The sequence below is a fragment of the Duganella dendranthematis genome (assembly GCF_012849375.1).
In the GTDB taxonomy this organism is placed as follows: domain Bacteria; phylum Pseudomonadota; class Gammaproteobacteria; order Burkholderiales; family Burkholderiaceae_D; genus Rugamonas; species Rugamonas dendranthematis.
Map to the genome: position 1 here is coordinate 3,501,951 of NZ_CP051684.1, position 12,386 is coordinate 3,514,336.

Annotated in this window: 15 protein-coding genes and 1 pseudogene; 11 read left to right on the plus strand and 5 right to left on the minus strand. The window is 64.1% G+C overall.

The genetic code is table 11. From position 1 onward, the window contains the following. Positions 1-78 precede the first annotated feature (78 nt). Genes HH213_RS15970 through HH213_RS15985 form a run of 4 tightly spaced genes read left to right on the plus strand, consistent with a single transcriptional unit; the run spans position 79 to position 3,109 of the window. Positions 79-1,260, plus strand: coding sequence for a PilT/PilU family type 4a pilus ATPase (locus HH213_RS15970; protein ID WP_110847337.1), 1,182 nt, complete (start codon positions 79-81; stop codon positions 1,258-1,260). Between the two features lie 9 nt (positions 1,261-1,269). Beyond that, entirely contained in the window at positions 1,270-1,752 is a 483-nt protein-coding gene (rfaE2, locus tag HH213_RS15975) for a D-glycero-beta-D-manno-heptose 1-phosphate adenylyltransferase (RefSeq protein ID WP_169112864.1), read from the plus strand. Further along, on the plus strand, positions 1,749-2,039 hold the full coding sequence (locus HH213_RS15980; RefSeq protein WP_110847335.1) for a hypothetical protein: 291 nt from the start codon (positions 1,749-1,751) through the stop codon (positions 2,037-2,039). Before rfaE2 ends, HH213_RS15980 begins: the two co-directional genes overlap by 4 nt. Further along, entirely contained in the window at positions 2,036-3,109 is a 1,074-nt protein-coding gene (locus tag HH213_RS15985) for a helix-turn-helix domain-containing protein (protein WP_229263024.1), read from the plus strand. Before HH213_RS15980 ends, HH213_RS15985 begins: the two co-directional genes overlap by 4 nt. Here the strand turns inward: HH213_RS15985 and HH213_RS15990 are convergent. Further along, complete coding sequence (locus tag HH213_RS15990; protein WP_169112865.1) at positions 3,106-3,525, minus strand: phage tail protein; 420 nt, start codon at positions 3,523-3,525, stop codon at positions 3,106-3,108. The two genes, HH213_RS15985 and HH213_RS15990, sit on opposite strands and share 4 nt — an antisense overlap. Before the next feature lie 6 nt (positions 3,526-3,531). Continuing rightward, positions 3,532-4,380: a phage tail protein gene (locus tag HH213_RS15995; RefSeq protein WP_169112866.1), complete on the minus strand. Its 849-nt coding sequence runs from the start codon at positions 4,378-4,380 to the stop codon at positions 3,532-3,534. Positions 4,381-4,568: 188 nt separating this feature from the next. On the opposite strand from HH213_RS15995, the gene HH213_RS16000 reads away from it, so the two are divergent. Together HH213_RS16000 and HH213_RS16005 are read left to right on the plus strand one after the other, a co-directional pair. Beyond that, on the plus strand, positions 4,569-5,315 hold the full coding sequence (locus HH213_RS16000; RefSeq protein ID WP_169112867.1) for a helix-turn-helix domain-containing protein: 747 nt from the start codon (positions 4,569-4,571) through the stop codon (positions 5,313-5,315). A gap of 60 nt (positions 5,316-5,375) precedes the next feature. After that, on the plus strand, positions 5,376-6,320 hold the full coding sequence (locus tag HH213_RS16005; protein WP_169112868.1) for a DMT family transporter: 945 nt from the start codon (positions 5,376-5,378) through the stop codon (positions 6,318-6,320). Here the strand turns inward: HH213_RS16005 and trmL are convergent. From trmL to HH213_RS30680, 3 genes and pseudogenes are all read right to left on the minus strand, one after another. Then, positions 6,302-6,772, minus strand: a complete 471-nt coding sequence (gene trmL, locus HH213_RS16010; protein ID WP_169112869.1) for a tRNA (uridine(34)/cytosine(34)/5-carboxymethylaminomethyluridine(34)-2'-O)-methyltransferase TrmL — start codon at positions 6,770-6,772, stop codon at positions 6,302-6,304. The two genes, HH213_RS16005 and trmL, sit on opposite strands and share 19 nt — an antisense overlap. Positions 6,773-6,792: 20 nt before the next feature. Continuing rightward, on the minus strand, positions 6,793-7,329 hold the full coding sequence (locus HH213_RS16015) for a ComF family protein (RefSeq protein WP_371875714.1): 537 nt from the start codon (positions 7,327-7,329) through the stop codon (positions 6,793-6,795). Positions 7,330-7,373: 44 nt separating this feature from the next. Next, positions 7,374-7,598: pseudogene (locus tag HH213_RS30680) on the minus strand (hypothetical protein); the annotation flags it as partial. 96 nt (positions 7,599-7,694) lie between these two features. Between HH213_RS30680 and HH213_RS16020 the strand changes: the two are divergent. From HH213_RS16020 to HH213_RS16035, 5 genes are all read left to right on the plus strand, one after another. Continuing rightward, a complete protein-coding gene (locus tag HH213_RS16020) occupies positions 7,695-8,618 on the plus strand; it encodes a methyltransferase domain-containing protein (protein ID WP_169112870.1) in 924 nt (307 codons plus the stop codon). A 281-nt stretch (positions 8,619-8,899) separates the two neighbouring features. Further along, complete coding sequence (coxB, locus tag HH213_RS16025; protein WP_110847328.1) at positions 8,900-10,129, plus strand: cytochrome c oxidase subunit II; 1,230 nt, start codon at positions 8,900-8,902, stop codon at positions 10,127-10,129. Positions 10,130-10,144: 15 nt separating this feature from the next. After that, complete coding sequence (ctaD, locus tag HH213_RS16030) at positions 10,145-11,734, plus strand: cytochrome c oxidase subunit I (protein ID WP_169112871.1); 1,590 nt, start codon at positions 10,145-10,147, stop codon at positions 11,732-11,734. 2 nt (positions 11,735-11,736) lie between these two features. Continuing rightward, positions 11,737-11,844 carry a cytochrome oxidase small assembly protein gene (locus tag HH213_RS29875; RefSeq protein WP_217363440.1) on the plus strand — a complete coding sequence of 36 codons (108 nt, stop codon included), beginning with the start codon at positions 11,737-11,739 and terminating at the stop codon, positions 11,842-11,844. 1 nt (position 11,845) lies between these two features. After that, complete coding sequence (locus tag HH213_RS16035; protein WP_110847326.1) at positions 11,846-12,385, plus strand: cytochrome c oxidase assembly protein; 540 nt, start codon at positions 11,846-11,848, stop codon at positions 12,383-12,385. The last annotated feature ends 1 nt before the right edge of the window (position 12,386 follow it).

The window sequence follows — 12,386 nt, forward strand, 5'->3', positions numbered from 1 at the left end:
TGCTGGGATGCAATAAAGGAACGCCAAGTTGAGCTATTGTAGCGGAATATAATGCTGCGACAATCCGAAAGGCGATATATGTCCTCAACATTTGGTCCTGAAGAAGCCCAAGCCTATCTGCACAAGCTGCTGAAGGTGATGCACCACACCGGCGGTTCGGACTTGTTTATCGCCGCCGACTTCCCGCCCAGTATCAAGGCGCAAGGGGCGATGAAGCCGTTGAGCCAGCAGAAGCTGACCGGCAGCGTGACGCGCGCGCTGGCGTTGTCGATCATGAACGACAAGCAGCAGCGCGAGTTCGAGACTGAGCTGGAATGCAATTTTGCCATCTCGCTGCCGGAGGTGTGCCGGTTCCGCGTCAACGTCTTCGTGCAGCAACAGAATGTGGGCATGGTGATCCGTACCATCGCTTCCGAGATCCCGACGCTGGAAAAGCTGGAACTGCCGGAGGTGCTGAAGGACATCGTCATGACCAAGCGCGGGCTGGTACTGGTGGTGGGTGGCACCGGTTCCGGCAAGTCGACCACGCTGGCGGCGATGATCGATTACCGCAACGCGAATTCGGCCGGCCACATCATCACGGTGGAAGACCCGGTCGAGTACGTGCACAAGAACAAGGGCTGCCTGGTCACACACCGCGAGGTCGGCGTTGATACGCTGTCGTGGCACAACGCGCTGAAGAACACGCTGCGCCAGGCGCCGGACGTGATCCTGATCGGCGAGATCCGCGACACCGAAACCATGGAGCACGCGATCGCCTTCGCCGAGACCGGCCACCTGTGCCTGGGCACGCTGCACGCCAACAACGCCAACCAGACCATGGACCGTATCATCAATTTCTTCCCGGAAGAGCGGCGCAACCAGCTGCTGATGGATTTGTCGTCCAACCTGCGCGCCATCGTTTCACAGCGGCTGATCCGCACCGAAGACGGCAAGGGCCGCAAGGCGGCGATTGAAATCCTGCTCAACACGCCGACCATCGCCGAGATGATTTTCAAAGGGAATTTCCAGAGCATCAAGGAGATCATGCAGAAATCGCGCGAGCTGGGCATGTGCACCTTCGACCAGGCGCTGTATGAACTTTATAATAAAGGCTATATTGCCTACGAAGAGGCGCTGCGCAATGCCGACTCGGCCAATGGCCTGCGCCTGCAGATCAAGCTGCACGGCGGCCGCGCCGAACCGGGCGAGGGCGGCGGCGCCTTTGGCGCGCTGAGCATCGAACAAGACGCAGCACCAGACGACGAATCCAAAACCTAGAAACCAACCATGCCTCAATTTGAAGACAAGATCTGCTCCCGCGAACAACTGGCGGCCCGCGTGGCGGCGCTGCCCAAGCCGGTGGTGCTGACCAACGGCGTATTCGACATCCTGCACCGCGGCCACGTCACCTACCTGGCGCAGGCGCGCGCGCTGGGCGCCTCGCTGGTGGTGGCGGCCAATACTGACGCCTCCGTCAAACGTCTGGGCAAGGGCGACGACCGGCCGCTCAACACCGCCGCCGACCGCATGGCGGTGCTGGCCGCGCTGGAGTCGGTCAGCCTGGTGGTGGAGTTTGACGAAGACACCGCGCTGCAAGTGGTACAGCAGGCGCGTCCGGAAATCTACGCCAAGGGCGGCGATTACCAGATGGATGCGATTCCCGAGGGTCAGGCGGTGCTGGCCTACGGCGGCCAGGCGGTGGCCATCGATTTCGAGCATGACCGCTCGACCACTAAGCTGCTGACCAAAGTACGTACCCACCAGCCATGAGATTGTTGCTGATCGCCTTCGCCACGCTGGTGTTTCTCGGCGTGCTGTGGGGGCCGGCGTTCGCGCTGGCGCTGCGCTACTGGCGGCGTGGCGACGCCCGCGCGTTCAGTCCGCTGCGCTATCTGTATCCGGCGCAGTTGATGACCACGGTGGCGCTGGCGTTCGGTGCCGACGTGTTCGGCTTCCGCCAGCCGGCCGCGCTGCTGGCCGGCATCACGCTGATGGTGGGCGTGCTCGGCGCCGGCTTGCTGTTCCTGATGCGCTGGGTGCAGCGCTGGCGGGCGTGAGCAACGGTTACACCGACGTCGTCGCGCAGCGCATCGCCGCGCGTGAACAGCGTTATGTGTTGCCGGACGGCGGCAGGTCGGCTGATGTCGCGCCGCAGATGTTGCGCCAGCATTTCACCGTCGGCGCCGAGGCGCGCAACTTGCAGGCGCTGGCGTGGAGCGACTATGTTGGCCGTACCCTGGAAGTGCCGGTCACGCGCGGCCAGGTGGCGAGCGGTTTTTTCGGCGAGCTGGACACCTATGTGTTGAAGGACCTGGTGTTCCTCGACAGCCGCACCGATCCGGTTTGCCAGCGCCGCACCAACGCGCGCATCTCGCGCGATGCGGTGCGCGACTATGTATTCCATGTGGCGGTGGATGGCGTGATCGAAACCGTTACCGGCCCGCAACAGCGCAAGGCGGAACAGTTCAGGCCCGGCATCCTTGCGCTGGACATGGGCCAGCCGATGCAGATGATGCGGCCCGGCCGCGCGCGGGCGCTGGCGTTCTTTGTGCCGCGCGCCACGGTGGAGGCGGAAATCCTCGACGCGCCGGCCCTCCACGGGCGGGTGGTGACCTACACCACGCCGCTGACGCGGCTGATTCTGGACCAGGTGGTGACGCTGTGCCGGCAGTTGCCGCAACTGTCCGACGCCGAGGCGGCGCAGGTGATCCGCACCTGCGTGCAGCTGATCATCGCCGCCTTCGGCAAGCAGGCGCGGCTGGCGGAAGGTGCGCGCGCCGCCGCCCACGCGGCGCTGCGCAGCCAGATCCAGCGCTATATCCAGGCCAATCTCGGTGAGGACACGCTGACGCCGGACAGTGTCCTGCGCCAGTTTGCCATTCCGCGGCCGACGCTGTACCGCATGTTCACGCACGAAGGCGGGCTGGGCGCCTACATCCGCCATTGTCGATTGCGGGAGGCCGCTAATGAGCTGGTCCGCTCGCCCAAGGTGGTGGTGACCGAGATCGCTTATGGGCTGTGCTTCAGCAGCGCGTCCGACTTCATCCGCGCCTTCCGCCGCTGCTACGGCATGACGCCGCAGGAGTTCCGCATGCAGGCGCTGCTGCGCGAACTGGGCCAGCGCTAGAACGCCGGCATCCTGCCGCGCAACGCAATGTAGAAAGTCAGCGCCACGTACGGCTGGCGCTTGTCGGGCGGCGTGGCGCCGCCGGCCGTGGCATGCAGGGCATTGTGCCCCGACGGCGCGGCGCAGTGGTAAGGCGCCGGCGTGGTTGCCGGGCTGTTGCTGTTGACGCCGAAACTGTCGCCCGGCTGGCGCGGCGTCAGGCCGCTGCCGACGCCGTGGCCGCAGACCGCGCGGCCGGCCAGGTTCGGCAGGCGGAAGTGTGTGGTGCCGTTGCCGCCATAGGTGGCGCCGATCAGCGCATACAGCTCGGGATAGGCCTTGGCGTCGATCAGCCTGCCATCGCACAAGGTCCAGTCAGGCGGCGCGGCGCCAAAACCGAAAATCTGGATTTCGCCGATAAATGGAATGCCCACCATCTGCTCCTACGCCGCGCGCGACGGGAAAGCGCCCCGCGCGGCAATGCAAAATGACGCGGTGAGGGTGGGCATCCGATTGCCCTGCGGCGCGCCGGCGGCGACCGGCAAGCTGTGGCCGGCATCGGTGTCGCTGGCGCCGCCCGCAGCGGCATGGCACTGCGCCGGTGAGGCCTGCGGATGCAATGCCGGCGCCTCCCGGCCGCCATCGTCGCCCACCACGTGGCGCTGGGCGCCGTGGCCGTCGCCCAGCCCCTGATGCACCGGCACGCGGCCGCGCAAGTCCGGCACGGCGAAGGTGGTGGCGCCATCGCCGCCGTAGGTAGCGCCGAGCAGCATGAACAATTCTTCATGGTGCTCGATCTGATGGAGGCTGCCGTCGCACGGCAGCCAGCCTTGCGGCGCGGCGGCGAAGGCCAGCATACGAATCTCGCCGATCATCGGCGAGTCGGCGCCGTGCAGCGCGATGCAGAAGTTGACCACGAGTGATGGCTGCAGGTTGGCATGGCTGAAGGCGTGCGCCGCGACTGTAACCGCTGCGCTGGCTGATGAGGCCTGGGCGGCGGCATGCCGGTGCTGGCCCAACGGCGCGAGTTCGGCGCCGCCGCGTTCGTTGAGCGCGTAAGGCGTCGGCGTCCAGTCCGGATCAGCCGACCGGCCGGCACCGACCGGCGTAGCACCTTGCAGGTTGGGCACGGCGAAGTCGCGCACGCCGTCACCGCCGTACAGGGTGCCGATCGCCTGGAATAATTCCGGGTGCTGCCGGATCGACAGGCACTGGCCATTGCACGGCGCGAAATTCCGGGGTGTAAAGCCGAAACCGGTCATGACAATCTGGCCAACGTAGGGTAGGGACATGCTGCTCTCCGATAAATTACCCGGGCAGATTAGGCAGGGCGCCCGACGACGTCAATCCACGGAAAGTTTTTTTTCGGATAAGGTTGTATTTCCGTAAAAGTGAGACAGGGTGCCGATGGCGACGCGGCCACGCGCCTAGAATCGCGCGGATTTGCCGGCGACGATGCCGCCTGTATTAGACTGCTGGCATGCCTACTCTTACCGCCAGTGAAATCGATGTGCGCAGCTACGCCGCGCCATTCTCGGACGCGCACGACTTCGCCCAAATGGTGTTGCCGCTCAAGGGCAAGCTGACGCTGGACATCAACGGCGTCGGCGACGTGGTGCATCCGCTGCGCGCCGGCTTCATTGCGCCGGGGCTGGTGCACACGCAGTTTTCGCGGGAGCCTAACCAGTCGCTGATCCTGGATTTCGACCTCGCCACCGTGCCGCCCGACACGGCGGGGCGGCTGGCCGAGCGTCCGTATGCGCCGATCGGCGCTGCCGCCGGCAAGCTGATCGACTTCATGGGCATGATGCACGCGCAAGGCACGGCCAGCACCGCCGTGCTGACGCATTGGACGCCGTTGCTGCTGGAAGCGTTAACCAGCCAGCCACTGCGTCCGGCCTCGCGCCTGCAAGCGGCGTTGACGCAGTTCGAAGCGGCGCCCGGCCAGCCGTGGCAGACCGACAGCATGGCGCGGGTGGCATGCATGAGCGTGAGCAGCCTGCACCGCGTGTTCCGCGAAGAACTCGACACCACGCCGCAAGCCTGGCTGAACGCGATGCGGCTGCGCTTTGTGTGTCGCCAGCTGGTGGAGTCGTCGCTACCGATTGCACAGCTGGCCACGCTGGCCGGCTACGCCGACCAGAGCGCGCTGACGCACGCCATGCGGCGCGCGATGGACATCACGCCGCTGGCGTACCGCAAGCAGAACCAGACAAAAATCCGCTAGTCCCACACAATCCTTGCGCGCCGCGCGCCGCCACAATGGTTCCCGGAAAAGGAGAACTGTATGTGGTATGGCGTGTTATGCGGCCTGGCGGCCGGAGCCTTTTGGGGCATGATTTTTGTGATGCCGCGCTGGCTGGCGGAATTTTCGCCGATGGAATTGGCGCTGGGGCGCTACCTGGCCTATGGGCTGATTACCTTGTTACTGCTATTGCCGCGCCTGAACGGCCTGCTGCGCCGCGTGACGCGCGCCGAGTGCGCCGTGCTGCTGCGCCACGCGCTGGCCGGCAACGTCGTCTACTACCTGCTGCTGTCGACCGGCGTGCAGTTGGCGGGCGTGGCGGCGGCGTCGCTGATTATCGGCCTGCTGCCGTTGAGCGTGACCTTGCTGGGACGGCGCGACCATGGCGCGTTGCCGCTGCGTCAACTGGCGTGGCCGCTGACGCTGGTGGTGGCGGGCATCGCCTGCATCAATGTGGACGTGTTCACCCACGCCCAGGGCGGGTCGCAGCCGTGGGCCACGGTGGCGCTGGGCATGCTGTGCGCGTTTGGCGCGTTGCTGTGCTGGACGTGGTACGCGGTGGACAACGCCCGCTTCCTCAAGCGCAATCCGCAGTTCAGCGGCGCCGAGTGGTCGGGCCTGTACGGTCTGAGCACCGGCGTGGTGGCGCTGGCCCTGGGGACGCTGGTAATGGCGTTTGGCGGCGACGGTGCGGCGGGGCGCGACTGGCTGCGTTTCTGGAGCGTGGTGACGATCGTCGCGCTGGGCGCATCGGTGATCGGCAACCAGCTGTGGAACCTCGCCAGCCGGCGCGTGCCGGTCACGCTGTCGGGTCAACTGCTGCTGTTTGAAACCTTGTTCGGTCTGTTGTACGGCTTCCTCTACCAGCACCAGATGCCGCGTCCGCTGGAACTGCTGGCCATCGTGCTGTTGATCGCCGGCGTCGCCTGCTCAGTGTGGATGCATGCGCGTCCGCCGGCCGGTGCGCTTCAGGCGCCGCCGGCGTAGCCGTTCTGACGCCAGGCTTCGAAGACGACCACGGCGACAGTGTTGGACAGGTTCATGCTGCGGTTGTCGGGCCGCATCGGCAGGCGGATGCGTTGCGCCGGCGGGAAGGTTTCGCGCAGCGCTGGCGGCAGGCCGGCGGTTTCCGAGCCGAACACGAACACGTCGCCCGGCTGGAACCTGGCTTGGGCGAACGGCGACGAGCCGTGCGTGGTCATGGCGTACATGCGCGCGGGGTCGGGCTGGACCTCGGCCAGGAAGGCGTCCCAGTCTTCGTGCACCTTCATGCGGGCGTATTCGTGGTAGTCCAGGCCGGCGCGCTTGAGCTTGGAGTCTTCCAGCGGGAAGCCCAGCGGTTCAATCAGGTGCAGCTGGGCGCCGGTGTTGGCGCACAGGCGGATGACGTTGCCGGTGTTCGGCGGAATTTCTGGGTGAACCAGGACGACGTGGAACATGCTTTTTTCCTTTTGCTATATCAGTGCGGCGGCGTGCGGGCGAACACGAAGTTGCTGACCCGCGCGGCGCCGTGGCGTTTTAATGTTGCCGCCACTTCATTCAAGGTGCGGCCGCTGGTCATGACGTCGTCGACGACGCCGATGTGGCGGCCTGCCACCAGGGCGGCGTCCGGCACCGCGAAGGCGCCGGCGATGTTCTGCTGGCGCCGCTCGGGCGCGACGCTGCTCTGGGCGGCGGTTTCGCGTACACGGTGCAGCAGTTGCGGCGCCAGCGCGATGCCCAGGCCGCGTGCCAGCGGCCGGGCGATTTCCAGTGCCTGGTTGTAGCCGCGTCCCGCCAGCCGGCGCGGTCCCAGCGGGACTGAGCAGAGCAGCGCGGGCAAGGCGATGCTACCCCGGCCAGCACGGCGTCGCGCAGCAGCCGGGCGCACAGCGGCGCCAGCGCCAGACGGTGGCCGAATTTCAGTTGCAGCACCAGCTGATCGACCGGCAAAGCATAGTCGGCAGCGGCCAGCGTGCGGTCGAAGGCCGGCGGCGCGGCCAGGCAGGCGCCGCATAGGTGACCGTCAGCCGGCACCGGATTGGCGCAGCGCGGGCAGCGGGCGATGGCGGCGGCCGGGCCGAAGAATTGCGCTTCGCAGCCGCCACACAAGGCGTCGTCGCTGTCGCCGCCGCACAGGGCGCAGGCGTTGGGCAGGAGATGACGCAGCAAACCGTGCGCGCTCCGTTGCAGCAGCGCGCGCAGCCTGGCGCCGCCCGCTGGCCTCGCAGCCGGCGCCGGATTGGCCGCCGGATCGCCGTCCGCCGCCCCGATCTTGTCATTCATGCCACGCCTCCGCCCTGAAAACCGCTCCGGTCGTCGTCGCGATGGCGTTCAACCATGTACACTGCCGACATTATCGCACTACAACGACCTATCATCATGCAAGTCCCCGCCAATCCCCCGAAACTGAGCGCACCGATTGACCTGGAGCGCGTCCGTCAGCTGTTTTCCCGTCCGCAACGTATTGCCCCGGCCGATTTTCTGCGCCGGGAAATATCATCGCGCATGTTCGACCGGCTGGAATTGATTAAAATAGCGCCTTCGCGCGTTTTGGACGCCGGCTGCGGCGCTGGCGCCGATCTGCCGTTGTTGCAAAAAGCCTATCCCGCCGCCCATATTCTGGGACTGGACGCGTCCGAGCCGATGCTGCGCGCGGCGCAGGGACCGGGCGCCCGCCAGTCGTCGCTCAATCAGTTGTTGAGCAAGCTGCTGCCGTCGAAGAGCGGCCTTGACCTCGTCGGCGGCGATTTTGCCGACTTGCCGCTGGGACCGAACTCGCTGGACCTGGTCTGGTCCAACCTGGCGCTGCACTGGCACCCGCAACCGGACCGCGTGTTTGCCGAGTGGCGCCGCGTGTTGCGGGTCAATAGCCTGCTGATGTTTTCCTGCTTTGGCCCGGATTCGCTGCGCGAACTGCGCACCGCTTTTGCCGAAGCCGACCTGGCGCAGCACGTGTTGCCCTTCGTTGACATGCACGATTTCGGTGATCAGCTGGTCGAAGCCGGGTTTTCGACCCCGGTGCTGGACATGGAAACCATCACCGTGACCTACGATACGCCGCTGGCGTTGTTGTCCGACGTGCGCGCTTTGGGCGGCAACCCGCTCACCACGCTGCGCCGCAGCATGATGGGCAAGGCGGCCTGGCAGCGCATGCTGGACACGCTGGAAAGAGGCCGCCGCAGCGACGGCAAACTGGGCCTGACCTTCGAGGTTATCTACGGCCACGCGTTCCGGCCGGCGCCGAAGGTGACTTCCAAAGGCGAAGCGATTATCCGCTTCGATCCGCCGCGCAAGCCGCGTTGAATGCGGGTTTCATGTTGCCATGCGGCGTAGGGCCGTATGGCAACACCATAGTTTATTGCTTGATGTGCTACGTTTTTGTTCTATATAATCAATCACTAACTTTGCCACCATGGCAAACAAGGTATCGAATACGAACGTGCAGTGAATTAAGCAGAAGCATTAAGCAGAATCGCGCATCCAACGATGCGGTGGTTGTTTAAGGAGCGTCGCCGGTTCAGTTCACCGATAGCCGGCAAGACGTTAAAAAAAATATTTTAATTTCTTGGGCAGTTGGGGAAAACATGACATATGCGAAGCGACTTCAAGCGTTGATGTTCGGGCTGGCCATGCTGGCAGCCGGGGCAACAGCGTGGGCAGCTGACACCGCAACCGGCGCCGCGGCCGGCACCTACGGCGCCGCCACCGGGGGTACCGGTGGCCCCATAGCCGGCGAATTGAACCTGCAACCTCCCGCCACCCGCATCGCCACCGAAGTCTACGACCTGCACAACTGGATGATGGGCGTCTGCCTGGTCATCTTCATTGCGGTGTTCGGCGTGATGTTCTATTCGATCTTCAAGCACCGCAAGTCGCTCGGCCACAAGCCGGCCACCTTCCACGAATCCACCGCCGTCGAGGTGGCCTGGACCATCGTGCCGTTCCTGATCGTGATCGGCATGGCGCTGCCCGCCACCCGCACCGTGGTCGGCATGAAGGACACCTCCAACGCCGACATCACCATCAAGGTCACCGGCATGCAGTGGAAATGGGGCTACGATTACCTGAAAGGCGAGGGCGAGGGGATTTCCTTCCTGTCCAACCTGTCGACGCCGCGCGCCCAGGTCGGCGCGCCCGGCTTTGCGCCGACCGAGAAGCGCGGCGACAACTACCTGATGGAAGTCGACAACGAGGTGGTGGTGCCGGTGCACCGCAAGATCCGCATGATCACTACCGCCAACGACGTCATCCACTCGTGGTCGATTCCGGCGTTTGCCGTCAAGCAGGATGCGATTCCCGGCTTCGTGCGCGACGCCTGGTTCAAGGCCGAGCACACCGGCACCTTCCGCGGCTATTGCTCGGAACTGTGCGGCAAGGAGCACGCCTTCATGCCGATCGTGGTGCGGGTGGTCAGCGACGCCGACTACAAAGTCTGGGTCGACGGCAAGAAGAAAGAAATGGCCGCGCTGGCCGATGATCCAAATAAAACCTGGACCATCGACGAGCTGAAAACCAAGGGCGAAAAAGTTTACAGCACCAACTGCGTGGCCTGCCACCAGGCCAACGGCCGCGGCTTGCCGTCGACCTATCCGGCGCTGGACGGTTCGCCGGTGGTCAACGGACCGAAAGCGGAACAAATCAGCGTGCTGTTGCACGGTAAAAAGAGCGGGAAATATCCCGTCGAAATGCCTTCTTGGAAGCAATTGTCGGATACGGATATCGCGGCTGTCATTACTTACACCCGCAATAGCTGGACGAACAAGGCTGAGGAAAACATCGTTCAACCGGCCGAAGTTGTGGCTGCACGTAAGTAATCAGGAGCGTTACAGATGAGCACTACTACTTTGGATCACGGCCACGATCACGATCATGCGCACGACCATCCACATGGTCCGGCGCGCTGGCTGTTTGCCACCAACCACAAGGACATCGGTACGCTGTACCTGTGGTTCTCGTTCATCATGCTGCTGTCCGGCGGCGTGCTGGCGCTGATGATACGCACCGAGCTGTTCAAGCCCGGCCTGCAATTCTTCCAGCCTGAATTCTTCAACCAGCTGACCACCATGCACGGTCTGGTGATGGTGTTCGGCGCCATCATGCCGGCCTTCGTCGGCTTCGCCAACTGGATGATCCCGCTGCAAATCGGCGCTTCCGACATGGCGTTTGCGCGCATGAACAACTTCTCGTTCTGGCTGCTGCCGCCGGCGGCGATCCTGCTGGCCACCTCGTTCCTGGCGCCGGGCGGCGCCACCGCCGCCGGCTGGACGCTGTACGCGCCGCTGTCGACGCAAATGGGACCGGGCATGGACATGGCCATCTTTGCGATGCACCTGATGGGCGCCTCGTCGATCATGGGTTCGATCAACATCATCGTCACCATCCTCAACATGCGCGCACCCGGCATGACCTTGATGAAGATGCCGATGTTCTGCTGGACCTGGCTGATCACCGCCTACCTGCTGATCGCCGTGATGCCGGTCTTGGCCGGCGCCATCACCATGACGCTGACCGACCGCCACTTCGGCACCTCGTTCTTCAACGCCGCCGCCGGTGGCGATCCGGTGATGTACCAGCACATTTTCTGGTTCTTCGGCCACCCCGAGGTGTACATCATGATTCTGCCGGCGTTCGGCATCGTCTCGCAAATCCTGCCGGCGTTCGCCCGCAAGCAGCTGTTCGGCTACGCCTCGATGGTGTACGCCACGGCGTCGATCGCGATTCTGTCGTTCATCGTCTGGGCCCACCACATGTTCACCACCGGCATGCCGGTGACGTCGCAGCTGTTCTTCATGTACGCGACCATGCTGATCGCGGTGCCGACCGGCGTGAAAGTGTTCAACTGGATCGCCACCATGTGGCGCGGCTCGATGACGTTTGAGACGCCGATGCTGTTCGCGGTCGGCTTCATCTTCGTGTTCACCATCGGCGGCTTCACCGGCCTGATCCTGGCTGTGACGCCGATCGACATCCAGCTGCAGGACACCTACTACGTGGTGGCGCACTTCCACTACGTGCTGGTGGCCGGCTCGCTGTTCGCGCTGTTCGCCGGTTTCTACTACTGGTCGCCGAAATGGACCGGCCACATGTACAACGAGACCATGGGCAAGACCCACTTCTGGCTTTCGCTGATCACCTTCAACATCACCTTCTTCCCGATGCACTTCCTGGGCCTGGCCGGCATGCCGCGCCGCTATGCCGACTACTCGGCGCAGTTCACCGACTTCAACATGGTGGCCACCATCGGCGCCTTCGGTTTCGGCCTGTCGCAGGTGTTCTTCCTGTTCTTCGTGATCCTGCCGACCATCCGTGGCGGCAAGAAAGCCGAAGCCAAGCCATGGGAAGGCGCGGAAGGCCTGGAGTGGACCGTGCCGTCGCCGGCGCCGTTCCATACCTTTGAAACCCCGCCTGAGTTCAAATAATCATGAACGGGCAAAAGAAGCCGAATAACCTGCGCACCGCCTTGATCCTGTTCGGCCTGGCGGCGTTCTTCTTCGCTTCAGTGTTCGTCAAGCGCATCTGGCTGAGCTGACATGACCGAGAACAAAAAGCTGCTGGGCAAGCTGATCATCATCGCTACGGTGATGTTCGGCTTTGCTTACGCGCTCAACCCGTTCTACCGGCAGATCTGCGAAGCGTTGGGCATCAACGTACTGACGCAAAAGGACGGCACAGTGGCGCTGGACCAGAACACGCAGGTAGACAAGAGCCGCAACGTCACCATCGAGTTCGACGGCAATGCGCAGGGGCCATGGCGCTTCCGGCCCACGCAGGCCAGCATGACGGTGCATCCGGGCGAGCTGAACACGGTGATGTACGAAGTGGTCAACACCCAGCCGCGCGAGATGAATGCGCAGGCGATCCCGAGTTACGCACCGCAGAACGCGATGCCGTATTTCATGAAAGTGGAGTGCTTCTGCTTCAAGCAGCAAACGCTGAAGCCGAAGGAAGCGCGGCAGATGCCGGTGGTGTTCTACATCGATCCGAAGCTGCCCAGGGATGTGAAAACCATCACGCTGTCGTACACCTTCTTCGAGGTGGGCGGCGGGCTGGTGAAGACGGCGGCCAACTGAC

Excerpts from the sequence above, each read along its gene's own strand:
- HH213_RS15990 (WP_169112865.1), bottom strand. The coding sequence starts at position 3,525 with ATGGTGGGCATTCCATTTATCGGCGAAATCCAGATTTTCGGTTTTGGC.
- HH213_RS15995 (WP_169112866.1), bottom strand. The coding sequence starts at position 4,380 with ATGTCCCTACCCTACGTTGGCCAGATTGTCATGACCGGTTTCGGCTTT.
- HH213_RS15980 (WP_110847335.1), top strand. The coding sequence starts at position 1,749 with ATGAGATTGTTGCTGATCGCCTTCGCCACGCTGGTGTTTCTCGGCGTG.
- HH213_RS29875 (WP_217363440.1), top strand. The coding sequence starts at position 11,737 with ATGAACGGGCAAAAGAAGCCGAATAACCTGCGCACCGCCTTGATCCTG.
- HH213_RS16005 (WP_169112868.1), top strand. The coding sequence starts at position 5,376 with ATGTGGTATGGCGTGTTATGCGGCCTGGCGGCCGGAGCCTTTTGGGGC.
- coxB (WP_110847328.1), top strand. The coding sequence starts at position 8,900 with ATGACATATGCGAAGCGACTTCAAGCGTTGATGTTCGGGCTGGCCATG.
- HH213_RS16000 (WP_169112867.1), top strand. The coding sequence starts at position 4,569 with ATGCCTACTCTTACCGCCAGTGAAATCGATGTGCGCAGCTACGCCGCG.
- HH213_RS16035 (WP_110847326.1), top strand. The coding sequence starts at position 11,846 with ATGACCGAGAACAAAAAGCTGCTGGGCAAGCTGATCATCATCGCTACG.
- rfaE2 (WP_169112864.1), top strand. The coding sequence starts at position 1,270 with ATGCCTCAATTTGAAGACAAGATCTGCTCCCGCGAACAACTGGCGGCC.
- ctaD (WP_169112871.1), top strand. The coding sequence starts at position 10,145 with ATGAGCACTACTACTTTGGATCACGGCCACGATCACGATCATGCGCAC.
- HH213_RS15970 (WP_110847337.1), top strand. The coding sequence starts at position 79 with ATGTCCTCAACATTTGGTCCTGAAGAAGCCCAAGCCTATCTGCACAAG.
- HH213_RS16015 (WP_371875714.1), bottom strand. The coding sequence starts at position 7,329 with ATGCGGCGCCTGCCTGGCCGCGCCGCCGGCCTTCGACCGCACGCTGGC.
- HH213_RS16020 (WP_169112870.1), top strand. The coding sequence starts at position 7,695 with ATGCAAGTCCCCGCCAATCCCCCGAAACTGAGCGCACCGATTGACCTG.
- trmL (WP_169112869.1), bottom strand. The coding sequence starts at position 6,772 with ATGTTCCACGTCGTCCTGGTTCACCCAGAAATTCCGCCGAACACCGGC.